The sequence below is a fragment of the Streptomyces venezuelae genome, assembly GCF_008642315.1.
In the GTDB taxonomy this organism is placed as follows: Bacteria; Actinomycetota; Actinomycetes; order Streptomycetales; family Streptomycetaceae; genus Streptomyces; species Streptomyces venezuelae_D.
The window spans coordinates 4,779,645-4,804,221 of sequence record NZ_CP029192.1 but is presented as its reverse complement, the minus strand read 5'-3'; the positions used below and the strand labels follow the sequence as shown (position 1 = coordinate 4,804,221).

The window sequence follows — 24,577 nt, the reverse complement described above, 5'->3', positions numbered from 1 at the left end:
CCCCAGCTGCCCCCGAGTGAATCGACAGCGCCGCGATGCCCCCAGCGAATCCCGAACCGACCACTCCGAGCCCGACCACTCCGAGCCCGACCAGCCGCTCCGAGGAACCGGCCCGCTCAGGCCTGCTCCAAGACCCACGACTCGCCCCTGTCCTGGCTTTCGTACGCTGCCGGGGCCTGCCCCGCGCGGCGGCCGTCGCCCTGCTCGTGGCCCTGGCGGCGACCGCGTTCGCGGGCCAACGCGTCGCGGTACCGGAGTTCCGGTACCTGGTCGACTTCAGCGTCCCCGTGGCCGAGATCGTCCCGCTGGCCCACGCGGTGATCCTGGCCACGACGCTCTTCTCCCCCATGGCCGACCTGGAGCAGACGTCGGCCCAGCCGATGTCCCGCCACCGAGCCCTGTACCTGATCACCCTCCTCGCCCTGGCCCTGGGCCTGACCGCCCTGCCGCTCCTCGCCGGAGCCACGAGCGAGGTCTTCGTCTCGGCGGCCCGCAACGTCATCGGCTATCTGGGCCTCGGCATGCTCAGCGCCCGCCTCTTCGGCAGCGGCCTCGCCTGGCTGCTCCCGTTGGGCATGTTCGGACCCACGCTGCTCCTGGGAGTGGGCAGCGACAACACCCCCGAGCCCTGGGCCTGGTCCCTCCACCCGTCGACCCACACCCCCGCGATGATCACCGCCGTCCTGCTCTGGGCGGCCGGTGCCTGCGCCTCCGCGACGGCTGGGCCGCGCCAGTCGGAACGGGCTGAGCAGAACTAGGAGAGCCGGGGGCCGGCCCCTCCGTCGAAAACCACTGGTCAGCCCCCACACCCCCGCTGCTATCTTCCCGCCATGCCAGAGACCCGAGACGCCGCCGCCCGTGAGCCCGCCCCCGTCACCGCCGAGGACGTCACCACCGCCGTACGTCTGGCCGTGGCCGTCCTCCGCAAGGCCCCCGACGACGCCGACTGGAGCGGCAAGGCCGGTGGGCTGGACTGGGACTGCTGGGAGACCGTCGAGCACCTCGCCGACGACCTCTTCGCGTACGCCGCGCAGCTCGGCCCCGAGCAGCCGCCTCTGGGCACCGAGGTGCCCTTCCTCTGGTACCGGCGGCGGCACGGCGGGCCGTCCAACGTCACCTTCGCCGACCGCGAGGCCGGCGTCGCGGGGCTGTTGCAGGTCCTGGAGTCGTGCGGTGCCCTGCTGACCGGCATGGTCGCGACCACGCCCGCGACGGTCCGCGCCCACCACGGCTGGGGCGTCTCCGACCCCGAGGGCTTCGCCGCGATGGGGATCGTGGAGACGCTGGTCCACACGTACGACATCGCGGGCGGGCTCGGCATCGGCCACCTCTGGGCCCCGCCCGCCGAGCTCTGCGCCCGCGTCCTCCACCGCCTCTTCCCGGACGTGGTGGCGGACGCCGGGTCCGAGGTGGTGGCGGACGATCCGTGGGGCCTCCTCCTGTGGGCCACCGGCCGCGGCACCCTGCCCGGCCGACCCCGCCGAACCGAGTGGCGCTGGTACGGCGTTCCCGCGGGCGAACGCTGACCCCGGGCCCACCCCATCCCACCGAGCCGTTCCAGGGAGTGGCTGTTTAAGCAGGTCAGAGCCCACGCCGGCATTCCAGCGTTCCTGATCGTCCGGCACTCCTTGCCCCGCCCCGGAGGCACCCGCTTCGCTGTGGAGCAGGCCGAACAACCGGCCTCGTACAGCCCAGCCCACACCACCTCACGGGGACCCCACATGAAGCACACGCATGCCACCAAGACCCTCCTCGCCGGTCTCGCGCTGATCAGCACGCTCGGCCTGACCGCCTGCAACGGAGACGACACCGGCGGCACGGGTGCGGGGTCCGCCGACTCCGCCGCGAGCTCCACCGCGGGCGGTAGCGGCGGCTCGGGCAGCGGGTCGGACCAGGGGACCGGAGGCGGCACCTCCGGCAGCGGCGGCAGTGACAGCGGAGCCGGCACCGAGGGCAAGAGCGGCGGCAACGACAGCGGCAAGGGAACCGGTGCCGGCACCGGTTCCCACTCGAACGGCAAGATCGGCATCTGCCGCAGCGACGAACTGGAAGTCACCGCCGTCGACAACAGCACCGACAAGACGGAAGGCGTCGTCACCGTCCAGTTCGAGAACGGCGGCGGCCGCGACTGCGCCATCAACGGCTACGCGGGCGTCGACCTCAAGACCGCCACGGGCGACACCCTGTCCGTGGACCGCAACGGCGAGAAGGCCACGCCCGGCGTCCTGAAGGACGGCGAGTCCGCCGCCTTCAACATCACGTTCCCCATCAACAACAGCGGTGGCTCCGGCGTGCGCGTCTCCAAGATCCTCGTGACGCCGCCGAACGAGACGAAGACCGTCACCATCGCCTGGCCCGCGGGCTCCCTCCCCGCGGCCAACCCCGATGCCCCCTCCGGCGGCCCGAAGCTGTCGATCAGCCCGGTCGGCACGGTCAGCGACTCCCCCGCAGGCTGAGACACGGCCCCGGGCGCCCGGAGGACCATACGTACGCCCCGACGTACGTATGCGACCCCTGTGGCCAGGCGAAACGACCTGGCCACAGGGGTTCTCGGCGTTCGCGACCGCCGGACCACCGCTCCTGCACCGCCGACGCCGCCCGCCGGAGCGCACCACTTCCTCCACAAGCGAGCGGGCGTACGCAATCGAGCCGACGGCGCGAAGCTCGACCCCGCGGACCGCTACACCGACTGCTCCTTCGTGACCCGCGGCACCGCCGGGCTCGGGCTTACTTAACACCTGGTCAGGGGCACGCCGGGCCGTCATTGCCCGGCGTCGTACCGCGTGATACACAGAGTCACCGGACCTCGCGTACGAGGAAACGTACGAACTCAGCCAACGAATGGCGCCAAGGCGACATGCGCGGGCCCGATTGTCGGCGACAATGAGCTGTCCTCTGCACCGAGTGGGCAGAGGTGACAGAACAACCCACTAGGGGCGGTGAGTTACACATGCTTATGGCAGCCGAAAAGGGCGACATCACCACCATCATCGGCGGGATCGCCCCCGACTGGGGTCCCTTCGGGAGCCTGGGCAACGAGGCACGCGTGATGATCGAGGTCGTGATGGCGATCGCCATCCTCCTCTGTCTCGGCATCGCGATCTGGGGTGCGGCGAAGCAGCGCATCGGCGCGACGGCGCTTCGTGACACGTTCAGCGCGGAGCAGGGCAAGGGTCTGATCATCGCGGGGCTGACCGGCGTCTTCATCATCGGGTCGCTGGGCACACTGTTCACGATCGTCTACGGCATGGCGGTCTAGCGGTCCCCCGCGCACCCGCCGCCTTCCCTCTCCCAGGTCCCCGGTCCCCATGTCCCACGTCCCCCCACCCTGTCCCCTTCCCCCCTCTCCCTGTCCGCCCTCTCCCCCACCCGTCCGTCGTGCCCACCGGCTGAGGTTGCAACTCCCTGATGTCGAGTCACCACACCGCGCCCGCGCGGGAACCAGCAGGGCTACCGTCATACGTGTCCTACGAGACGGTCCAGCGAGAGGTTGAGGGGGCATGCGCGGCATGAGTCCCGACGACGACCGGAACGACGGCCTCTTCGGCGGCTCGGGAGAGACCCGGACGCGGCTTCCCGAGGGGGAGGGCGGGGGCGACGACGTCTACGGCGGCGGCCTGCGCAGATCCGCCCGCGGCGGACGCACGTCCTCGCGCAGTCTGGTCACTGTCGTGGGCGTCGTGGTCCTGCTGATCGCCGCGATCGCCTTCGCCAATCGGGGGGGCGATGATTCCTCCTCCGGAGGGGATGACGGGGACAAGGCCGCTTCGTCTCCGACGGCTGCTTCGGGGACGAAGCCGGTAGGCGGCAAGGCCGGTGGGATCGCCTCCGGCTTCGCCAAGACCAAGCAGGGTGCCGAGAGCGCGGCGGCGAACTTCGCCGTGCCCCTCGGCTCAGCGGAGATGTTCGACAAGAACAAGCGGAACGCCATCCTCAACACCGTCATGGCTCCGTCCAGCGTCGCCAAGTTCCAGACCGAGTTGGACAAGGCCTACACAGCCCCGTTCTTCAAGAACGTGGGCCTGAACGAGGACGGCTCGACGCCTAGCGGCTACCAGTTCATCTCTCGTACGACTCCGATCGGAACCAAGGCCACCGCCTTCTCGGAGGGCAAGGCGACCGTCGAGGTCTGGTGCAGTGGTCTGCTGGGCCTTGCCGGAGAGAAGTCCACCAAACCGGTCACCAACAGTTGGTTCACGCTGACCATGGAGCTGGCGTGGATTGACGGTGACTGGAAGGCGGTCACGCACTCCCAGAAGGACGGACCTGCCCCGGTCCCGGGTGACGAGCGTGCGTCCAACTCCGACGAGATCGCCAAGGCCGTCGAAGGATACGGAGGGTTCACCTATGCCCGGTAGCCGCCGTGTGCTCCGACTTGGCGCCACTGTCGCCACTGTCCAGACCGCCGCAATCCTGCTTGCGACGCGTGCTGTCGCCGCCCCGGACCCCAAGGACGAGGACGCCTGCGACCTCATCCACGGCCCCGCCAAGAAGTACTGCGAAAAAGGCCAAGAAGGCGGCGGAAGCGGCGGAGGCGACTACCCCACCGAGAGCCCCCTCGACTCGACCCTCGACCCCCTTAGCTCTTTGGCCAAGGGCTGCGCCGACGCCGCCTCCTGGACCGTCGACAAGCTCTCGGACGCCGTGAAGGAGACGGCGAACGTCGACTTCACGAACCCGGAGTTCCTGCAGCAGTACGCCGTCGTCTTCGCGGCGAGCACCGTGCTGACGCTCCTGCTGTGGCTCCTCGCCGTGGCGAAGAGGGCAGTACGCGGCGTGCCGCTCACCACCGCCCTGTCCGAAGCCATCGGCTTCCTCTGGCTCACGGTCCTCGCCTCCGCCTTCACCCCCCTGATCCTCTACACCGTCGTGTCCGCGACGGACGGCGTCACGGACGTCATCGCGAAGGCGACGGGCGGTCAGACGGACACGTTCTTCGGGACGTTCTCCGGCGCGCTGAAGAAGGGCGAGGACATCGGGGGCGGCCCGATCATGCTGATCGTCGTCTCGCTCGTGTCGATCCTCGCCGCCGGCGTGCTCTGGCTCGAGCTCGTGATCAGGGCGGCGCTCCTGTACGTAGGAGCGCTCCTCGGCACCGTCGTCTACGCGGGCCTCGTCGACAAGAACCTGTGGACGCACGTCCGCCGCTGGGCGGGCATCATGATCGCCGTCATCCTCGTGAAACCGATCATCGTCATCGTGCTGGGTCTCGCCGGCGCGCTCTCCGCCGACGACGGGCCGGACTCGTTCTCCGCGGTCGTCTCCGGGCTCTCGATCATCCTGCTCGCCATCTTCGCGAGCGCCATGATCTATCGTTTCGTCCCCGGCTTCGGGGACGAGATCGCCAACTCGCGGAACAACCGCATCATGCGCGGCGCCGAGAACAAGGCCGCCGCCGTGATCAGCTCCCCCGCCTCCCTCGTCTCGCAGGGCATCAAGACCCACAGTGCCCGCGGGAACGGGAACAGCGGCGGAAGTGGCGGAGGCGGCGGGAACAGCCAGGCCCGCCCCGCCAACCCCGCCAGCGGCGGCGTCGCCGCCCACAGCAGCCGCGGTTCCGGCGGCGGCTCCTCCAACGGCGGCGGATCTGTCCCCTCCGCCGCACCCCCGCCGCGCAGCAGCGCGACGGACACCCCGCACGCGGGCCACCGCGGCGGTTCACGCAACAGCAGTACCAACCGCACGGGAGGTGAAGGGCGTTGACGACCCAGTCCCACCTGTCCCAGCCGGTCGCGCCCCGCCGCACATATCTGATCGGCCGCGCCCGGCCGAACGCGATCGTCGGCAAGAACCGCGAGACCGGGGAGATCGCCCTGATCATCGTGGGCGCCTTCCTCGGCATGATGTGCGGGCTCCTCGTCCCCGTCCTCTCCCTGCGCATCATGCTGCTCACCGGTCTCCCGATGCTCGCCATCGCGGCGGTGTACGTCCCGTACAAGGGCCGGACGTTCTACAAGTGGTTCGAGATCAACCGGAGTTTCAAGCGGTCGTTGAAGCGCGGGACCGCCTACCGCTCCGCCTCGCCCGAGGCGGGCGTCCGGCTGGACGGCAGGGAGGTCGAGATCGGTCCGCCGCCCGGCATCGGCCGCATCAGCTGGCTGGCCGCGCCCTTCGGCCCGGACGAGATCGCCGTGCTGCTGCACGCCGACCGACGGACCGTCACCGCCGCCATCGAGATCGAAGGTCCCGGCGTCGGGCTGCGCGACAGCGAGGACCAGGAGGCCCTCGTCGACCGGTTCGGCACGCTCCTCAAGCACGTCGCCAACGGGGACGGGTTCGTCACCCGCCTCCAGATGCTCGCCCGTACCCTGCCCGCCGACCCGGACGCCCACGCCAAGGACGTCAGCGTGCGCGGCGACGACCGGGCGCTGCCCTGGCTCCAGCAGTCGTACGACCAGTTGCAGTCCATGGTGTCCACCAGCAGCGAGCAGCACCGCGCGTACCTCGTGGCCTGCATGCACTACTCCCGTGACCTCGCCGCGGAGGCGCAGGCGATGGCCCGCGCGGCCCGCCCGGCCGGCGGCAGGAAGCTCGACAAGGACGCCGGTCTCGCCGTCGTCATGGCGCGCGAGCTCACCGACATCTGCTCGCGCCTCCAGGAGGCCGACATCCGGGTCAGGCAGCCGCTCGGACAAGGGCGGCTCTCCTCTCTGGTGCACTCCATGTACGACCCGGACCACCCCATCGACCACATCCAGGCGATGACGAAGCGCAACGCCTGGCCCGCCGAGCTCGACGCCATGGAGCCCACCTACCTCCAGGCGAAGACCCGCGAGTCCTCCACCCGCGCCCCGTGGTGCCACGCGACGGCCTGGGTGAAGGAGTGGCCGATGACGCCCGTCGGCGTCAACTTCCTCGCCCCGCTGCTCGTCCACACCCCGGACGTCATCAGGACGGTGGCCGTGACGATGGACCTCGAACCCACCGAGGTCGCCATCGAGCGGATGCTCACCGAGAAGACGAACGACGAGGCGGAGGCGAGCCGCCAGGCCAAGATGAACCGCACGGTCGACCCCCGCGACATCGCCTCGCACTCCCGCCTCGACCAGCGCGGCGAGGACCTGGCGAGCGGCGCGGCGGGTGTCAACCTCGTCGGCTACATCACGGTCTCTTCCCGTTCCCCGGAGGCGCTCGCGCGCGACAAGCGCACCATCCGCGCCTCCGCCGGCAAGTCGTATCTGAAGCTGGAGTGGTGCGACCGCGAGCACCACAGGGCCTTCGTCAACACGCTGCCGTTCGCGACCGGCATCCGACGCTAGAGCGCGCGAGCGCTAGACGGTATCGACGTAGAGGCAGGCTGTTGCGATGCGGGATCCGCTGACCGTCCTCACGGACGCCTTCACCTCCTTCCTCTTCGGGAAGGTCGAGACGACCAGGCTTCCGGTGCGTACGTCCACGGGGCAGGCCCAGGCGGTCTACCTCCCGACGGCCGCGCCAGGACTCGGCGACTCGGGCGTGATCATCGGGCGTGAGGTGTACTCCGGCAAGGGGTACATCTACGACCCCTTCCAGCTGTACGGGCAGCAGCTGCCCGCTCCGCACTGGCTGGTGCTCGGCGAGTCCGGGAACGGCAAGTCGGCGCTGGAGAAGACGTACGTACTGCGGCAGCTGCGGTTCAAGGACCGGCAGGTCGTCGTCCTGGACGCGCAGGGCGAGGACGGCGTCGGCGAGTGGAACCTCATCGCCCAGGAGCTGGGGATAACTCCCATCCGGCTCGACCCGACGGCCGCCCTGGACATGGGCATCCGGCTCAACCCGCTGGACCCGGCGATCACGACGACCGGGCAGCTCGCGCTGCTCCGCACCATCATCGAGGTCGCCATGGGGCACGGCCTCGACGAGCGGTCGGGCTTCGCGCTGAAGGTCGCGCACGCGTACGTGAACGAGACCATCGTCGAGCGGCAGCCGGTCCTGACCGACATCGTCGAGCAGCTGCGCCACCCCGAGCCGGAGTCGGCCGAGGCCATGAACGTGGCCATAGACGACGTGCGGGCGTGGGGTCTGGACGTGGCGCTCGTCCTCGACCGTCTCGTCGACGGCGACCTGCGCGGCATGTTCGACGGTCCGACGACCGTCGGCATCGACCTCGACGCCCCCCTCATCGTCTTCGACCTCTCCCACATCGACCGCAACTCGATCGCGATGCCGATTCTGATGGCGATCGTCGGCGTCTGGCTCGAACACACCTGGATCCGCCCGGACCGCAAGAAGCGCATCTTCCTGGTCGAAGAGGCGTGGCACATCATCAACTCCCCCTTCGTGGCCCAGCTGTTCCAGCGCCTCCTGAAGTTCGGCCGACGCCTCGGTCTGTCGTTCGTCGCGGTGGTCCACCACCTCAGCGACGTCGTGGACGGGGCGGCGGCCAAGGAGGCGGCCGCGATCCTGAAGATGGCCTCCACCCGGACGATCTACGCCCAGAAGGCGGACGAGGCACGGGCCACGGGACGGGTCCTCGGGCTGCCCAGGTGGGCCGTGGAGATCATCCCGACGCTCACGCCCGGTATCGCCGTCTGGGACGTGAACGGCAACGTACAGGTGGTGAAGCACCTGATCACCGAGACGGAACGGCCGCTGGTCTTCACCGACCGCGCCATGACCGAGTCGTCGGCCGACCTCCCCCACGAAGCCCCGTCCGACGACGCGATGCGGGCGGCGGAGCTGGAGGCTGAGGAGCGGGCGGCGTACATGGAGCAGCATGCGGGATGAGTGGGAGCGGGGGCGGTCCCCGCACGGGCGGGGTCCGGCGGATCCCGGCGGCCCCCGCGGGGGCGGACGGGCACGGCCGTCCGGGTCCGGCTCCGGCGGGGTTCCCGACGGCCTCCTGGTGGGTTTCCTGGGCCTCCTGATCGGGGCCACGGTGCTCGTCTGGTCGGCCACGAACCTCGCGGGGCGGTTCGCGCGGGGCGCGTGGCCGGAGAAGGTCTCGTTCGGCCATACGCCGCCCGCGGTACGCCACTTGATCGGCAACCCGAAGGACGTGGCGGGCGCCTGGCCGGAGACCCCGGCGGACCAGCTGTCGGGCTACGGCCTGTTCTGGGGCCTGTTCATCGGCCAACTGCTGGTGCTCATCGTCATGACCGTCTTCGTGATGGGGACGGTCACGCGGTGGCGGGCTGTGCGGAGGGCTCGGCGGGAGGGGGCGGAGGCGCCGAGCTCTGCCCCTGGTCCGGCAGCGGTTCAGACACCGGAACCGGGACCAGCACCAGCACCAGCACCGACCCCAGCCCACGCAGCGGGACCGGCCCCCGCCCCGACACCGCCCCAGACCCCCGCACCGGAACCCACCGCGGTTCCAGCCCCGGCCCCGGCCCCCGGTCAGCCCCCCGTACCGGCCCCAGGACCCGCACCGGCGGAACCAGGCGCACCCGCCCCGGCCCTCGCCCCCCTCTCCACCGCCACGCCGGTCGAGTACGCCGCCCCCGTCGGCGCCGCCCCCGGCACCAGCGCACCCCTCACCGTCCCCACCCCCCGCGCCCCCCTGGTCCTCGGCGACCCGGCCACCCGCCGCCCCCTCGCCGTGCAGGCCGTCCAGGATGCCGAGGGTGCCGCGCTCGTCCTGACCTCCGATCCCACCCTGTGGGCCGAGACGAAGGACGCGCGGGCCAAGCTCGGGCCCGTCCTGCTCTACGACCCCTCCCACCTGTGCGACACCCCGGCCCGCCTCCACTGGTCCCCCACCACCGGCTGCGCGGACAAGGCGACGGCGGAGGCACGTGCCGCCGCGCTCCTCGCCCCGATAAGACCGGCGTCGAAGCTGGACGTCGCCGTGGCCGACACGGCCCAGATCCTGATGCGCAGCTTCCTGCACGCCGCCGCGGTGGCGGACAAGCCCATGAAGAACGTGCACCGCTGGTCGCAGGGCAACCAGGTGCAGGAGGCGGTACGCATCCTCCGTACGCATCCGAAGGCCGCGCCCGGCGCCGCGGGCGAGCTGGAGGCCACGCTCACCGCGCACCCCGAAAGGCGGGACATCGCGCAGGAGTTGACCGCCCGCGCCCTGGCCGCGCTCTTCACCGTCCACGTACGCGAATCCTGCGCACCGAACCGAACTGATGCGCTCTCTCTGGATTCCTTTGTCGATGAAGGGGGCACGCTTTTTGTGGTGGGTGAGGCGATCGAGGATCCCAAGGCCCGCCAAGGCCCGGGTGCCATGCCCCTGTTGACGGCACTCGCCTCCAGCGTGGTCGAGCACGGCCGGCGCATGGCCGCACGGTCATCCTCCGGTCGGCTCGACCCACCAATGACGCTCGTCCTGGACGACGTCGCCGCGGTGGCTCCGCTGCCTCAGCTGCCGGAGCTGCTCTCCACCGGGGCGGGCCGGGGCCTGCCGACCCTGGCTCTGCTCCGGTCCCGGGAACAGGGCAGGTCACGCTGGCCGGACAGCGAACTGCCGGTGACGTGACCGCACGGACCCCGATGGGGCCGTACGTCAGCGCTTGCCGCCGTCGACGTCCAGCGTCGTACCGGTCGTGAACGCGTTCTCCATCAGGTACGCCGCCGCGTGGGCGACCTCCTCGGCCGTGCCGGGCCGCCCCACGGGCAGCCGCTCGGCGATCTCCGCCCGGTAGGCCCGGTGCTGCTCGGGGCTCATCAGGTGGGCGTGCGTGTCGGTCGGACCGGGGGCGATCGCGTTGACGCGGAGCGGCGCCAGCTCGACGGCAAGGGACTTCACCGCGGCCTCGACCGCTCCGTTGACGGCGCCGAACGCGAAGTAGCCCGGGTCGGTCTTGCGGTAGAGGTAGCCGGAGACGAGCGTGACCGACCCCGTCTCCCTGCGCAGGTGCGGCAGCGCGGCCCGCAGGCACCGGTACTGCCCCCACCACTTGACCTCGAAGAACCGGCGCACCTCGGCCTCCGTGAGCTCCTCGAACGGCGCGACGACGCTGCCGGACGCGCAGGTGAAGAGGTGGTCGATGGTGCCGACCGAGCCCATGACCTCCTCGACGGCGGCGCCGTCGGTGACGTCCAGCGCCCGGTACTCGGCCTCCGAGCCGGTGAGTTCCGCGATCCGCTCGGCGTGCGGGCGCACCACCTCCGCGCTGCGGTCGGTGAGGACGACGCGGGCTCCGCGCCGCGCGACGAGTTCGGCGGTGGCGAGTCCGATGCCGCTGCCCGCGCCGGTGATGACGACGGTGCTGCGGGAGAGGGCTTCCTTCACGTGGACCACGTTTTCCGTCCTTCGAATCCAAAGCAGGTGCTCTTTACGGGTTCGAGTTTCGCCGTCACGAGCCGCGAACGCCTTGGAAAAGCCGGTGCATAATCATGCGATGCACGATGACGCACAAGGCCCCGGCACCGGCTGCCGCTGCGCCGCCACCGCGGAATCCCCCTGCGCCGCGGGCCTGAGCCGATACCGGGCCGCGGTCGTCAAGGGCTGCCTGCCGCGCGCGACGGCGCCCCGCTGCCTCGTACACCTCGGCCTGCTGACGCCGCCGCCGGACGACCCGGACGTCCTCGTACCGGTCTCGCCCAACGTCGCGGAGTCCGAACTCCTCCAGCCCGTACGGGAGTCGCTCGACGCCCAGCAGGAGTTGCTGAAGTCGATGAGCGCCGGGTTCTCGCCGGTCCACGCCATCTACCGGGCCGCGCGGCGCGAGTCCCAGGACTGGCTGACCGTCGTCGACGGCACGGACGCCGGGCCCGCGCTCCTGGAGCAGGCCGTACGCGGCTGCCGTACGGAACTCCTGACCGTCCAGCCGACAGGTGAGGCCCTGTTCCCGGCCGGCGCCGCCCACCGTGCCCTCTTCCCGCACGCGGCCCGCACCCATGCCGCGCGGTGGCGGCACCTCCAGGACATCGAGCGGTCGGGCGGCCGCGTCCGCACCCTGCACCAGCTGACCGGGCGCCTGCTCGTGTGCGACGGCAGCGTCGCCTACCTCGTCGGCCGCGCCACCGTGGAGATCCGGCAGCCCACCGTCGTGGCCCACCTCGCGGCCGTCTTCGAGGACGCCTGGGAGCGGGCGCGGCCCGTGGCCGAACCGACCGCCGCGCGCGGCCGCGAACCACTGATCGTCGACGAGGTCCGCCGCACGGTGATGAAGCTCCTCGTCTCCGGCCTCACGGACGACGCCATCGCGCGCCGCCTCGGGGTGTCGCGGCGCACGGTGGCGGGCCATGTGGCCGCGATCTCCGCCGAGTTGGGCTCGCAGTCACGGGCGCAGCTCGGCTACCTCATCGCGCGGACGGAACCGGAGCTGCCCTAGGGCCTGTGTCGCCTCTCGCCATGAAAGCCCCGTGGCCTGGCCGGTCAGGGCCGCTTCAGCACCAGCTCGAACTCCCGCGAGGACGGGTCCCCCGGCACGGGTACGACCCCACCGCTGCGTACGAACCCGAAGCGCCGGTAGAACGCCTGCGCCCGCGGGTTGCCCTCGTGGACGTACAGCCGCACCCGCTCCAGCCCGTCCAGGGACCACGACCAGCCCACGGCCGCCTCGAACAGCGCGTCCGTCGCGCCGGCGCCCCGGTGCTCGGGCCGCACGTAGACCCCCACGACGTGCGCCTGCCGCTGCTCGGTCACCCCGCCGAAGACGTCGTCCGCCCCCGCCTCCTCGACCAGCACGGTCACCGAGCCGACCCACACGCCGTCCGCGTCCTCCGCCACGAACTGCCGTACCGGAAGGCCCTTAGCCGCGCCCTCGGCACGCTCCCGCCAGAACGAGTCCGGCTTCGCCGCGGCCTCCTCGTAGGTCTCCAGGAAGGCGACCGGCGCCGCCGGATCCCGCAGCGCGGCCAGCCGCAACTCCCTGACCTGCGGCCACTCGTCGGCGCGGACGGTTCGTACGACGTACTCGTGTTCCATGCCGTGATCTTAAGTTCCCCCGTCAAGGGGCGTCTCAGGGTCACCGTCGTACCCCGGTACTAGTCCCCACGCCCACTCCCCGCCCCCGGTCCGACGATCCGCGCGCCCGCGAACGCCACCATCGAGAACATGATTCGGGCATACGGACTGACCAAGCACTACGGCGGCAAGTCCGCCAAGAAGGCCGTCGACGACCTCAGCTTCGAGGTCCTCCCCGGCACCGTCACCGGCTTCCTCGGCCCCAACGGGGCGGGCAAGTCCACCACCATGCGGATGCTCATCGGCCTCGACTCCCCCACCCGCGGCCGCGCCACCATCGGCGACCGCGCCTACGCGGCCCACCCCGCGCCCCTCCACGAGGTCGGCGCGCTCCTGGAGGCACGCTCGGTCCACCCGGGCCGCTCCGCGTACCACCACCTCATGGCGCTCGCCCACACCCACTCCATCCCGAAGAGCCGCGTCGACGCGGTCCTGGACCTGGCCGGCATCCACGAGGTCGCCCGCAGGCGCGTCAAGGGCTTCTCCCTCGGCATGGGACAGCGCCTCGGCATCGCGGCCGCCCTGCTCGGCGACCCGGCCACGGTGATCCTCGACGAGCCGGTCAACGGCCTCGACCCCGAGGGCGTCCTGTGGATCCGCAACCTCCTCAAGTCCCTCGCCGCCGAGGGCCGTACGGTCCTCGTCTCGTCGCACCTCATGAGCGAGATGGCGCTGACGGCCGAGCACCTGATCATCATCGGCCGGGGCAAGCTCCTGGCCGACACCACCGTCGAGCGCTTCGTACGCGAGTCGGGCTCCGGCGCTGTCAGGGTCGTGTCCCCCGAGGCGGGCCACCTGACCGAACTGCTCGCGGGGCCGGGCGTGCGGATCTCCGGCGACGCCCCGGGCGTCCTCGACGTACGCGGCACCGACGCCGAGCACATCGGGCGCACCGCAGCCGCGCACGGCATCCCGCTCTTCGAACTCACCCCTCAGACGGCGTCGTTGGAGCAGGCGTTCATGGACCTGACGCGGGACTCGGTCGAGTACGTGGCCGCCACCCGCCCCCCTGCCACCTCTGCCACCCGTCGTTCGGAAGGAGCTGCGGCATGAGCAGCACCACCCTCAACACCCCCGCCGTCCGCACCGCCCCTGCCTACCGCCTCAGCACCAAGGGCGTCATCCGCTCCGAATGGCACAAGCTGTGGACGCTCCGCTCGACGTGGATCACTCTGATCACCGCGAGTGCCCTGGTCCTCGCGGTCGGCATCACCATGGGCTCCACGTACGACGGCGACGACTCCGAGATCGACACCGTCGTCTTCACCCTCTTCGGCACCCAGCTCTCCCAGATCTGCCTCGCCGTCCTCGGCATCCTCGTGACCGCGGGCGAGTACTCGACGGGCATGATCCGTTCCTCCCTCGCCGCGGTACCGCGCCGGGCCCCCGTCCTGTGGTCCAAGGCCGGTGTCTTCACCGCGGTCGCCTTCACCGTGTCCCTCGCGACGAACATCGTGACGTTCCTCGTCGCCCAGATCTGGCTCGCGGACACCGACAAGGAGCTCGCGCTCACCGACCCCGGCGTGTTCGGCGCCCTCACGACCAGCGCCGTCTCCCTCACCCTGCTCAGCCTCATCGCGCTCGGTCTCGGCGCCCTGTTCCGCTCGGTGCCCGGTGCCATCGGCGCGTTCGTCGCGACCGTCCTGATCCTGCCCGAGGTCCTGTCGATGCTGCCGTTCGGCGCCGTGGACACCGCCATGAAGTACTTCCCCGCCCAGGCCGCGAGCTCCCTCGGCTCGGTGGCGCGCGTGGAGGACGCCGTCGCGCCCGGCACGGCCGTGTTCACGCTCGCCCTGTGGGCGGCGGCCATCATGGCGGCGGCGACCACGCTGCTCAAGCGACGCGACGTGTGAGGCCTCACGGCGGATGAGCTCCCAACTGATCACTCCTGTACGAGGATGAGGCCGTGACCGAGCCGAGAGCCGTGACCGAGCCGCACCCCCTCACCCAGCTCCTCCAGCGACTGACCCAGCGGGTGCGCGCCTTCGACAGGCGCCGCCCGCTCGTCTGGGACCTCCTGGTGACCACGTTCTTCGTGGGCGCCGCCCTCGTCGACGCGAGCGGCGGCTGGCGCAACGTCGCGCCCGACACGGACGTCCCGGACTGGCTGGTCTTCCTGATGTCGGTGGGGCTCTCGCTGCCCGTGCTGTGGCGCCGCAGGCACCCGATGGCGGTCCTCACCGTGATGGTGGCGACGGGGCTGGTCAACAGCTGGAGCGGCGCCATGCTGCAAGCCGCCCTGATCCAGATGCTCGTGCTCTTCAGCATCGCGATGCGGCTGCCCCTCAGGACACTCGGGTGGGCGGGCCTGATGATGACGGTGCCGCTCGTCGTGGGCGCGGTCCGGTATCCCGAGAACAGTTGGGACCAGCAGATCATCCCGAACGTGTGGGCGTACGCCGTGGTCGCCCTGCTCGGCATCGCGGTCCGCTCCCGCCAGGACTACACCGAGGCCCTCGTGGAGCGCGCCCGGCAGCTGGAGGTCGAGCGGGACCAGCAGGCGCAGCTCGCCGCGGCCGCCGAACGCACCCGGATAGCCCGGGAGATGCACGACATCATCGGTCACAACCTCTCCGTCATCACGGGCCTCGCGGACGGCGGCTCGTACGCGGCCGCCAAGTCCCCCGAGCGCGCGGCCCAGGCCCTGGAGGCGATCGGCAGCACCGGCAGGCAGGCCCTCGGCGAGCTCCGCCGCCTCCTGGACGTCCTGCGCGACGACGCCCCCGCCCCGGCCGAACTCGCCCCGCAGCCGGCCCTGACCGACCTGGACCAGCTCATCGACGGCGTCCGGGCGGCGGGCCTCCCCGTCCGGACCACCGTCCAGGGCAGCCCCGACACCGTCCCCGCGGGCCGCCAGCTCACGGTCTACCGCGTCGTGCAGGAGGCCCTCACGAACACCCTCAAGCACGGCGGTCCGGGAGCCACGGCGACGGTCGACGTCACGTACGCGGAGGAGGGGGTGACGGTGGAGGTGACGGACACGGGCGCGGGCGGCCCCCGGCCCTCGGGCGAGGGTTGGGGCCAGGGCCGGGGACTGACGGGAATGCGCGAGCGAACAGCCTTGTACGAGGGCACACTTGAGGCCGGCCCGCTGCCTCGCCCCACCGGCGGATGGCGGGTCCACCTCCATCTACCGAAGGACCGTGAGACAGCAACGTGACGACCGTGCTCATCGTCGACGACCAGCCCATGCAGCGCTTCGGTTTCCGCATGCTCCTGGAGAGCCAGGACGACATGGCGGTGGCGGGCGAGGCGGGCAACGGCAGCGAGGCGGTCCGCCTGACGGCCGAACTCCACCCCGACGTCGTCCTGATGGACATCCGCATGCCGGGAGTCGACGGCATCGAGGCCACCCGCCGCATCATCGCGTCGGGCGAGCGCACCCGCGTCCTCATCCTCACCACGTTCGACCTCGACGAGTACGCGTACGCGGGACTGCGCGCCGGAGCGTCCGGCTTCCTCATCAAGGACGCGCTGCCCGAGGAACTCCTCTCCGGAATCCGCGCGGTCGCCTCGGGCGACGCGGTGGTCGCCCCGAGCCTGACCCGCCGGCTCCTCGACGCGTACGCGGACCATCTCCCGTCGTCGTCCGGCCCGGCCCCCGCCACCCCGGCGGACGACCCGCGCCTGTCGTCACTCACCCACAGGGAACGCGAGATCCTGACGGTCATAGGCCAGGGCTGGACGAACGCGGAGATCGCCTCGCGCCTGCATCTCGCGGAATCGACCGTGAAAACCCACGTGGGCCGCATTCTCGCGAAGACGGGAACGAGGGACAGGGTGCAGGCGGTAATCCTGGCGTACGACACGAAATTGGTGACACCGTCATGACGGCAAGGTCATGACGCCGAAAACTGGCCCATAACGCAGAAAACCCCCGCACCGTACGGTGCGGGGGTTTTCCCAAAAAAAGTTCGGCGGCGTCCTACTCTCCCACAGGGTCCCCCCTGCAGTACCATCGGCGCTGTGAGGCTTAGCTTCCGGGTTCGGAATGTAACCGGGCGTTTCCCTCACGCTATGACCACCGAAACACTATGAAACTGTCAACCGCACCATGCGTGACCTTGCATGGGGTTGTTCGTGGTTTCAGAACCAACACAGTGGACGCGAGCAACTGAGGACAAGCCCTCGGCCTATTAGTACCAGTCACCTCCACCCGTTACCGGGCTTCCAGATCTGGCCTATCAACCCAGTCGTCTACTGGGAGCCTTAACCCCTCAAAGGGGGTGGGAATACTCATCTCGAAGCAGGCTTCCCGCTTAGATGCTTTCAGCGGTTATCCTTTCCGAACGTAGCCAACCAGCCATGCCCTTGGCAGGACAACTGGCACACCAGAGGTTCGTCCGTCCCGGTCCTCTCGTACTAGGGACAGCCCTTCTCAATATTCCTACGCGCACAGAGGATAGGGACCGAACTGTCTCACGACGTTCTAAACCCAGCTCGCGTACCGCTTTAATGGGCGAACAGCCCAACCCTTGGGACCGACTCCAGCCCCAGGATGCGACGAGCCGACATCGAGGTGCCAAACCATCCCGTCGATATGGACTCTTGGGGAAGATCAGCCTGTTATCCCCGGGGTACCTTTTATCCGTTGAGCGACGGCGCTTCCACAAGCCACCGCCGGATCACTAGTCCCGACTTTCGTCCCTGCTCGACCCGTCGGTCTCACAGTCAAGCTCCCTTGTGCACTTACACTCAACACCTGATTACCAACCAGGCTGAGGGAACCTTTGGGCGCCTCCGTTACTCTTTGGGAGGCAACCGCCCCAGTTAAACTACCCATCAGACACTGTCCCTGATCCGGATCACGGACCGAGGTTAGACATCCAGCACGACCAGAGTGGTATTTCAACGTTGACTCCACGAACACTGGCGTGCCCGCTTCAAAGTCTCCCACCTATCCTACACAAGCCGAACCGAACACCAATATCAAACTGTAGTAAAGGTCCCGGGGTCTTTCCGTCCTTCTGCGCGAAACGAGCATCTTTACTCGTAGTGCAATTTCACCGGGCCTATGGTTGAGACAGTCGAGAAGTCGTTACGCCATTCGTGCAGGTCGGAACTTACCCGACAAGGAATTTCGCTACCTTAGGATGGTTATAGTTACCACCGCCGTTTACTGGCGCTTAAGTTCTCAGCTTCGCACGCCCGAAAGCGCACTAACCGGTCCCCTTAACGTTCCAGCACCGGGCAGGCGTCAGTCCGTATACATCGCCTTACGGCTTCGCACGGACCTGTGTTTTTAGTAAACAGTCGCTTCTCGCTGGTCTCTGCGGCCACCCCCAGCTCACGGAGTAAATCCGATCACCAGGAATGGCCCCCTTCTCCCGAAGTTACGGGGGCATTTTGCCGAGTTCCTTAACCATAGTTCACCCGAACGCCTCGGTATTCTCTACCTGACCACCTGAGTCGGTTTAGGGTACGGGCCGCCATGAAACTCGCTAGAGGCTTTTCTCGACAGCATAGGATCATCCACTTCACCACAATCGGCTCGGCATCAGGTCTCACCCTCATGTCATCCGGATTTACCTAGATGACGGGCTACACCCTTACCCCGGGACAACCACCGCCCGGGCTGGACTACCTTCCTGCGTCACCCCATCACTCACCTACTACAAGTCTGGTTCGTCGGCTCCACCACTTCCCTCAACTCCGAAGAGATCGGGACGGCTTCACGGACTTAGCATCGCCTGATTCGATGTTTGACGCTTCACAGCGGGTACCGGAATATCAACCGGTTATCCATCGACTACGCCTGTCGGCCTCGCCTTAGGTCCCGACTTACCCTGGGCAGATCAGCTTGACCCAGGAACCCTTAGTCAATCGGCGCACACGTTTCTCACGTATGTATCGCTACTCATGCCTGCATTCTCACTCGTGAACCGTCCACCACTGCCTTCCGGCGCAGCTTCACCCGGCACACGACGCTCCCCTACCCATCCCAGCACCCGTTGGGGCTTACTGCTGGAATGACACGACTTCGGCGGTACGCTTGAGCCCCGCTACATTGTCGGCGCGGAATCACTAGACCAGTGAGCTATTACGCACTCTTTCAAGGGTGGCTGCTTCTAAGCCAACCTCCTGGTTGTCTCTGCGACTCCACATCCTTTCCCACTTAGCGTACGCTTAGGGGCCTTAGTCGATGCTCTGGGCTGTTTCCCTCTCGACCATGGAGCTTATCCCCCACAGTCTCACTGCCGTGCTCTCACTTACCGGCATTCGGAGTTTGGCTAAGGTCAGTAACCCGGTAGGGCCCATCGCCTATCCAGTGCTCTACCTCCGGCAAGAAACACACGACGCTGCACCTAAATGCATTTCGGGGAGAACCAGCTATCACGGAGTTTGATTGGCCTTTCACCCCTAACCACAGGTCATCCCCCAGGTTTTCAACCCTGGTGGGTTCGGTCCTCCACGACCTCTTACAGCCGCTTCAACCTGCCCATGGCTAGATCACTCCGCTTCGGGTCTTGAGCGCGCTACTATGTCGCCCTATTCGGACTCGCTTTCGCTACGGCTTCCCCACACGGGTTAACCTCGCAACACACCGCAAACTCGCAGGCTCATTCTTCAAAAGGCACGCAGTCACGAGGATGAAGCAAGCTCCATCCCGACGCTCCCACGGCTTGTAGGCACACGGTTTCAGGTACTATTTCACTCCGCTCCCGCGGTACTTTTCACCATTCCCTCACGGTACTATCCGCTATCGGTCACCAGGGAATATTTAGGCTTAACGGGTGGTCCCGCCAGATTCACACGGGATTTCTCGGGCCCCGTGCTACTTGGGTGTCTCTCAAACGAGCCGCTGACGTTTCGACTACGGGGGTCTTACCCTCTACGCCGGACCTTTCGCATGTCCTTCGTCTACATCAACGGTTTCTGACTCGTCTCACAGCCGGCAGACTGTAAAAGAGAGATCCCACAACCCCGTATGCGCAACCCCTGCCGGGTCTCACACGCATACGGTTTGGCCTCATCCGGTTTCGCTCGCCACTACTCCCGGAATCACGGTTGTTTTCTCTTCCTGCGGGTACTGAGATGTTTCACTTCCCCGCGTTCCCTCCACACTGCCTATGTGTTCAGCAGCGGGTGACAGCCCATGACGACTGCCGGGTTTCCCCATTCGGAAACCCCCGGATCAAAGCCTGGTTGACGACTCCCCGGGGACTATCGTGGCCTCCCACGTCCTTCATCGGTTCCTGGTGCCAAGGCATCCACCGTGCGCCCTTAAAAACTTGGCCACAGATGCTCGCGTCCACTGTGCAGTTCTCAAACAACGACCAACCACCCATCACCCCGGACCAGTAGCCCGAGTGCACTGGGGTCGGCATCGCGAAGGACAGGCTTGACAGCCCGTACCCTCAGATACCCAACAGCGTGCCCGACACCCTTACCGCTTCCCTCAACGCTCCACGCTCTGACGAGCAGTACTAGAAGGAGAAGACGATCAAGTGTGCCGAGTAGTCAACGTTCCACCCATGAGCAACCACCGTCGAACGTTTGCCGACGTAGTGGCCTCTGGGCTGCCGAGGCAGCCTAGAAGTGCTCCTTAGAAAGGAGGTGATCCAGCCGCACCTTCCGGTACGGCTACCTTGTTACGACTTCGTCCCAATCGCCAGTCCCACCTTCGACAGCTCCCTCCCACAAGGGGTTGGGCCACCGGCTTCGGGTGTTACCGACTTTCGTGACGTGACGGGCGGTGTGTACAAGGCCCGGGAACGTATTCACCGCAGCAATGCTGATCTGCGATTACTAGCAACTCCAACTTCATGGGGTCGAGTTGCAGACCCCAATCCGAACTGAGACCGACTTTTTGAGATTCGCTCCACCTCACGGTATCGCAGCTCATTGTATCGGCCATTGTAGCACGTGTGCAGCCCAAGACATAAGGGGCATGATGACTTGACGTCGTCCCCACCTTCCTCCGAGTTGACCCCGGCGGTCTCCTGTGAGTCCCCATCACCCCGAAGGGCATGCTGGCAACACAGAACAAGGGTTGCGCTCGTTGCGGGACTTAACCCAACATCTCACGACACGAGCTGACGACAGCCATGCACCACCTGTACACCGACCACAAGGGGGGCACTATCTCTAATGCTTTCCGGTGTATGTCAAGCCTTGGTAAGGTTCTTCGCGTTGCGTCGAATTAAGCCACATGCTCCGCTGCTTGTGCGGGCCCCCGTCAATTCCTTTGAGTTTTAGCCTTGCGGCCGTACTCCCCAGGCGGGGAACTTAATGCGTTAGCTGCGGCACCGACGACGTGGAATGTCGCCAACACCTAGTTCCCACCGTTTACGGCGTGGACTACCAGGGTATCTAATCCTGTTCGCTCCCCACGCTTTCGCTCCTCAGCGTCAGTAATGGCCCAGAGATCCGCCTTCGCCACCGGTGTTCCTCCTGATATCTGCGCATTTCACCGCTACACCAGGAATTCCGATCTCCCCTACCACACTCTAGCTAGCCCGTATCGACTGCAGACTCGGGGTTAAGCCCCGAGCTTTCACAATCGACGTGACAAGCCGCCTACGAGCTCTTTACGCCCAATAATTCCGGACAACGCTTGCGCCCTACGTATTACCGCGGCTGCTGGCACGTAGTTAGCCGGCGCTTCTTCTGCAGGTACCGTCACTTTCGCTTCTTCCCTGCTGAAAGAGGTTTACAACCCGAAGGCCGTCATCCCTCACGCGGCGTCGCTGCATCAGGCTTTCGCCCATTGTGCAATATTCCCCACTGCTGCCTCCCGTAGGAGTCTGGGCCGTGTCTCAGTCCCAGTGTGGCCGGTCGCCCTCTCAGGCCGGCTACCCGTCGTCGCCTTGGTGAGCTTCTACCTCACCAACAAGCTGATAGGCCGCGGGCTCATCCTTCACCGCCGGAGCTTTCAACCTTCCCCCATGCGAGGGAAGGTGTTATCCGGTATTAGACCCCGTTTCCAGGGCTTGTCCCAGAGTGAAGGGCAGATTGCCCACGTGTTACTCACCCGTTCGCCACTAATCCACCCCGAAGGGCTTCATCGTTCGACTTGCATGTGTTAAGCACGCCGCCAGCGTTCGTCCTGAGCCAGGATCAAACTCTCCGTGAATGTGTACCGGTAATCCGGTGCTCACACACGAGAGCGGAACGGTCGGGAGGAATAATCCCGTCCGTTCACAGCGTCCTCGCTGTGTTTTTTCAAAGGAACCTCCAACTCACCGAAGTGAGCCGGGGTTATCAACATATCTGGCGTTGACTTTTGGCACGCTGTTGAGTTCTCAAGGAACGGACGCTTCCTTTGTACTCACCCTTGCGGGCTTTCCTCCGGGCGCTCCCCTTCGGTGTTTCTTTTGTTCTTGCGTTTCCGACTCTATCAGACTCTTTCGTGTCCGATTTCCTCGGTGCCTTTCCGGTTCCCGCTCCGGCCTTTCGGCTTTTGCGTTTTCCTTTCCGGCGGTTCCGACTCTATCAGATCCTTTCGGGCCTGACTCCCAGTCAGAGTGGGTTGTCTTTGCGGCTGTTGGGCCGTTCCGACGTCTCAAACTCTAGCGTGTTTTCCCGGCGACTCATAATCGAGTCCTGGAATTGAATTCGGGCATGCCGAATCGGTTCCGTTGGGAGGTTGTGCAGAGTTTGGTTTGCCGCTTCTCGCGGCGGGAGGTGCTGTCGCAGAACCGTTACGGCTCCGTGGCAACCCGAAGAACTCTACGGATCGGGCAGGTGGCTGTCAACCCCACTCAGTACCCCGCCGAGCAGCCCCTCAGTCCTGCGGGACCGGCCGCTTCAGTCCAGGTCCGTCAGGCGTCCGCCCGCGTCCGGCTGGGCGTGCTCCACCCGACGTAGAAGACGGGTCAGCACCTCGCCCAGCGCGCCCCGCTCCTCCTGGGACAGGTCCTGGAGGAGGTCCTCCTCGAAGACCGTGGCGAGCCGCATCGCCTCCAGCCACTTCTCGCGGCCTTCCGCGGTCAGCTCCACGATGACGCGGACGCGGTTGTTCTCGTCGCGGTCCCGCGTGACCAGCCCCTCCGCCACCATGCGGTCGATCCGGTGGGTCATCGCGGCCGGCGTGAGGCCGAGCCGCTTGGCCAGGTCGCCGGGGCCCATTTGGTACGGGGCTCCGGAGAGGACGAGCGCCTTGAGGACCTCCCACTCGGCGTTGCTGATGCCGAGGGTCGCCGTCTGGCGGCCGTAGGCGACGTTCATGCGGCGGTTCAGGCGGCCGAGGGCCGAGACGATCTCCTCGACCTGGGGGTCGAGGTCCTGGAACTCCCGCTGATACGCGGCGATCTGCTCTTCAAGTGTCGGCTCACTTGGGCCGGGGGTGTCACCCATGGGCCGAGTATGGCACGGCCCCGCTTGGCATTGAAGTCCTTCGGTGTGTACAGTTTAGTCTCGAACTTTAGCTTCGAAGTCTTCACTTCTAAGCCATCACACGACTCTCTCAAGGCAGGTGAAAGTGACCAGGGCGATGGGCGCAGCGATGCGTCGTATTCAGGCAGGCAGCGCGCTGAGCGCGTTCGGCATCGGGTTCACGGTTCCGTTCCTCTACGTCTATGTGGCGCAGGTGCGAGATCTTGGATCCAGTGCGGCGGGCATCGTGCTCGCCGCGTTCGCCATGGCCGCGCTGATCGTCCTGCCCATCACCGGCCGTGTCATCGACCGTCGCGGCCCCCTGCCCGTGCTCGTGGGAGCGGCGGGTGTCGCCTCTGTGGGCGCGATCGCGCTCGGCTTCGCGAACAGCGAGCCGACGGCGATCCTCTCGGCGGCGCTGCTCGGTGCCGGTACGGCGGTCATGCAGCCGGCGCTGGCCACGATGATCGTCTGGTCCTCGACGCCGGCCACCCGTACGCGGTCCTTCGCGATGCAGTTCTTCCTGCAGAACCTGGGCCTCGGCATCGGTGGTCTCATCGGCGGGCAGATCGTCGACGAGAGCCGTCCGAGCAGCTTCACGCTGCTGTTCTCCATCGAGTCCGTGATGTTCCTGGTGCTCGCGGGCATCGCGCTGACCGTGCGGCTGCCGCACGCGCCGTCCATCCAGGACGCGATGCCGAAGGACGCCTCCGCTCCGCGGGGCGGCATGCGGGCGCTCCTGAAGCACAAGGCCATGGTGCAGCTGTGCGTGCTCGGCTTCGTGATCTTCTTCGCCTGCTACGGGCAGTTCGAGTCGGGGCTTTCCGCGTACGGCGTGGAGGCCGCGGGCATCTCGGCGTCGACGCTCGGCATCGCGCTGGCCGCCAACACGGCCATGATCGTGATCGCGCAGTTCGCCGTCCTGAAGTTCGTCGAGCGGCGCAAGCGGTCCCGTGTGATCGCGGCCGTCGGTCTGATCTGGGCCTTCGCGTGGCTGCTCGCCGGGTACGCGGGCGTCGGGCACGGCAGCCAGGCGATGGCGACCGCCGCGTTCATCTCGACGTACGCCCTCTTCGGGCTCGGTGAGGCGATGCTGTCGCCGACCGTGGCGCCGCTGGTCGCCGACCTGGCGCCGGGCGGCATGGTCGGTCAGTACAACTCGGCCTTCGCCCTGGTGAAGCAGCTGGCCCTCGCGGTCGGTCCGGCCGTGGGCGGGCCGATGGGTGCCGCGCTGCACGTCCCGTACATCGTGACGTTCGTTCTGTTCTCGCTGGGCATCACGGTGCTCGCGGTGCGGCTGGGGCGTCGGCTCACGCCGCTGCAGAACCAGCCTTCGCTGGCCAAAAGCCCAGTGGTGGCGCAGGGCGGCCCGGCCCCGGCCGAGCCGGAGACCGCGCACGCCTGAACGTCTGCTCGACGTCC

Annotated in this window: 19 protein-coding genes and 3 rRNA genes; 16 read left to right on the top strand and 6 right to left on the bottom strand. The window is 67.7% G+C overall.

Annotated elements, in window-relative coordinates:
• The first annotated feature begins 35 nt into the window (after positions 1-35).
• The 10 genes from DEJ48_RS20945 to DEJ48_RS20900 all read left to right on the top strand — a co-directional run bounded on the left by DEJ48_RS20945 (position 36) and on the right by DEJ48_RS20900 (position 10,402).
• Positions 36-758, top strand: coding sequence for a hypothetical protein (locus DEJ48_RS20945; RefSeq protein WP_150217653.1), 723 nt, complete (start codon positions 36-38; stop codon positions 756-758).
• A 72-nt stretch (positions 759-830) separates the two neighbouring features.
• Complete coding sequence (locus DEJ48_RS20940) at positions 831-1,526, top strand: hypothetical protein (protein ID WP_150217652.1); 696 nt, start codon at positions 831-833, stop codon at positions 1,524-1,526.
• A 195-nt stretch (positions 1,527-1,721) separates the two neighbouring features.
• A complete protein-coding gene (locus tag DEJ48_RS20935; protein WP_150217651.1) occupies positions 1,722-2,456 on the top strand; it encodes a DUF4232 domain-containing protein in 735 nt (244 codons plus the stop codon).
• A 60-nt stretch (positions 2,457-2,516) separates the two neighbouring features.
• Positions 2,517-2,735, top strand: a complete 219-nt coding sequence (locus tag DEJ48_RS20930; RefSeq protein ID WP_150217650.1) for a hypothetical protein — start codon at positions 2,517-2,519, stop codon at positions 2,733-2,735.
• 215 nt (positions 2,736-2,950) lie between these two features.
• On the top strand, positions 2,951-3,259 hold the full coding sequence (locus DEJ48_RS20925; RefSeq protein WP_055570172.1) for a hypothetical protein: 309 nt from the start codon (positions 2,951-2,953) through the stop codon (positions 3,257-3,259).
• A 250-nt stretch (positions 3,260-3,509) separates the two neighbouring features.
• Complete coding sequence (locus tag DEJ48_RS20920) at positions 3,510-4,358, top strand: hypothetical protein (protein WP_150217649.1); 849 nt, start codon at positions 3,510-3,512, stop codon at positions 4,356-4,358.
• Positions 4,348-5,703, top strand: coding sequence for a hypothetical protein (locus DEJ48_RS20915; protein ID WP_150217648.1), 1,356 nt, complete (start codon positions 4,348-4,350; stop codon positions 5,701-5,703). The genes DEJ48_RS20920 and DEJ48_RS20915 overlap by 11 nt, the downstream gene beginning before the upstream one ends.
• Positions 5,700-7,259 carry an SCO6880 family protein gene (locus DEJ48_RS20910; RefSeq protein WP_150217647.1) on the top strand — a complete coding sequence of 520 codons (1,560 nt, stop codon included), beginning with the start codon at positions 5,700-5,702 and terminating at the stop codon, positions 7,257-7,259. The genes DEJ48_RS20915 and DEJ48_RS20910 overlap by 4 nt, the downstream gene beginning before the upstream one ends.
• Before the next feature lie 46 nt (positions 7,260-7,305).
• Positions 7,306-8,706, top strand: coding sequence for an ATP-binding protein (locus tag DEJ48_RS20905; RefSeq protein ID WP_150217646.1), 1,401 nt, complete (start codon positions 7,306-7,308; stop codon positions 8,704-8,706).
• Positions 8,696-10,402, top strand: a complete 1,707-nt coding sequence (locus DEJ48_RS20900; protein ID WP_150217645.1) for a TraM recognition domain-containing protein — start codon at positions 8,696-8,698, stop codon at positions 10,400-10,402. The genes DEJ48_RS20905 and DEJ48_RS20900 overlap by 11 nt, the downstream gene beginning before the upstream one ends.
• A gap of 27 nt (positions 10,403-10,429) precedes the next feature.
• Here DEJ48_RS20900 and DEJ48_RS20895 read toward each other — a convergent pair whose 3' ends face one another.
• Entirely contained in the window at positions 10,430-11,167 is a 738-nt protein-coding gene (locus tag DEJ48_RS20895; RefSeq protein WP_190537500.1) for an SDR family NAD(P)-dependent oxidoreductase, read from the bottom strand.
• Positions 11,168-11,267: 100 nt separating this feature from the next.
• Here DEJ48_RS20895 and DEJ48_RS20890 point away from each other — a divergent pair, with 100 nt between their 5' ends.
• Entirely contained in the window at positions 11,268-12,203 is a 936-nt protein-coding gene (locus tag DEJ48_RS20890) for a helix-turn-helix transcriptional regulator (RefSeq protein WP_190537498.1), read from the top strand.
• A gap of 44 nt (positions 12,204-12,247) precedes the next feature.
• Here DEJ48_RS20890 and DEJ48_RS20885 read toward each other — a convergent pair whose 3' ends face one another.
• Complete coding sequence (locus tag DEJ48_RS20885; protein WP_150217642.1) at positions 12,248-12,799, bottom strand: GNAT family N-acetyltransferase; 552 nt, start codon at positions 12,797-12,799, stop codon at positions 12,248-12,250.
• 129 nt (positions 12,800-12,928) lie between these two features.
• Here DEJ48_RS20885 and DEJ48_RS20880 point away from each other — a divergent pair, with 129 nt between their 5' ends.
• From DEJ48_RS20880 to DEJ48_RS20865, 4 genes are read left to right on the top strand one after another with little or no spacing between them, the layout of a single operon-like run.
• Positions 12,929-13,891, top strand: a complete 963-nt coding sequence (locus DEJ48_RS20880) for an ATP-binding cassette domain-containing protein (RefSeq protein ID WP_150217641.1) — start codon at positions 12,929-12,931, stop codon at positions 13,889-13,891.
• Positions 13,888-14,691: an ABC transporter permease gene (locus DEJ48_RS20875; protein ID WP_150217640.1), complete on the top strand. Its 804-nt coding sequence runs from the start codon at positions 13,888-13,890 to the stop codon at positions 14,689-14,691. Before DEJ48_RS20880 ends, DEJ48_RS20875 begins: the two co-directional genes overlap by 4 nt.
• A gap of 53 nt (positions 14,692-14,744) precedes the next feature.
• A complete protein-coding gene (locus tag DEJ48_RS20870; RefSeq protein ID WP_223832123.1) occupies positions 14,745-15,998 on the top strand; it encodes a sensor histidine kinase in 1,254 nt (417 codons plus the stop codon).
• The gene (locus DEJ48_RS20865) at positions 15,995-16,669 is read left to right on the top strand and encodes a response regulator (protein ID WP_150217638.1); all 675 of its coding nucleotides are present in this window, start codon (positions 15,995-15,997) and stop codon (positions 16,667-16,669) included. The genes DEJ48_RS20870 and DEJ48_RS20865 overlap by 4 nt, the downstream gene beginning before the upstream one ends.
• 81 nt (positions 16,670-16,750) lie before the next feature.
• On the opposite strand, the gene rrf is transcribed toward DEJ48_RS20865, so the two are convergent.
• From rrf to DEJ48_RS20840, 4 genes are all read right to left on the bottom strand, one after another.
• Positions 16,751-16,867 (bottom strand): 5S ribosomal RNA (rrf, locus tag DEJ48_RS20860).
• An 87-nt stretch (positions 16,868-16,954) separates the two neighbouring features.
• Positions 16,955-20,076, bottom strand: a 23S ribosomal RNA gene (locus DEJ48_RS20855).
• 312 nt (positions 20,077-20,388) lie between these two features.
• Positions 20,389-21,914, bottom strand: a 16S ribosomal RNA gene (locus DEJ48_RS20850).
• Together the 16S, 23S and 5S rRNA genes form the textbook arrangement of a ribosomal RNA operon.
• Positions 21,915-22,588: 674 nt before the next feature.
• Positions 22,589-23,137, bottom strand: a complete 549-nt coding sequence (locus tag DEJ48_RS20840) for a MarR family winged helix-turn-helix transcriptional regulator (protein WP_055568202.1) — start codon at positions 23,135-23,137, stop codon at positions 22,589-22,591.
• 136 nt (positions 23,138-23,273) lie between these two features.
• On the opposite strand from DEJ48_RS20840, the gene DEJ48_RS20835 reads away from it, so the two are divergent.
• Entirely contained in the window at positions 23,274-24,560 is a 1,287-nt protein-coding gene (locus DEJ48_RS20835) for an MFS transporter (RefSeq protein WP_190537496.1), read from the top strand.
• The last annotated feature ends 17 nt before the right edge of the window (positions 24,561-24,577 follow it).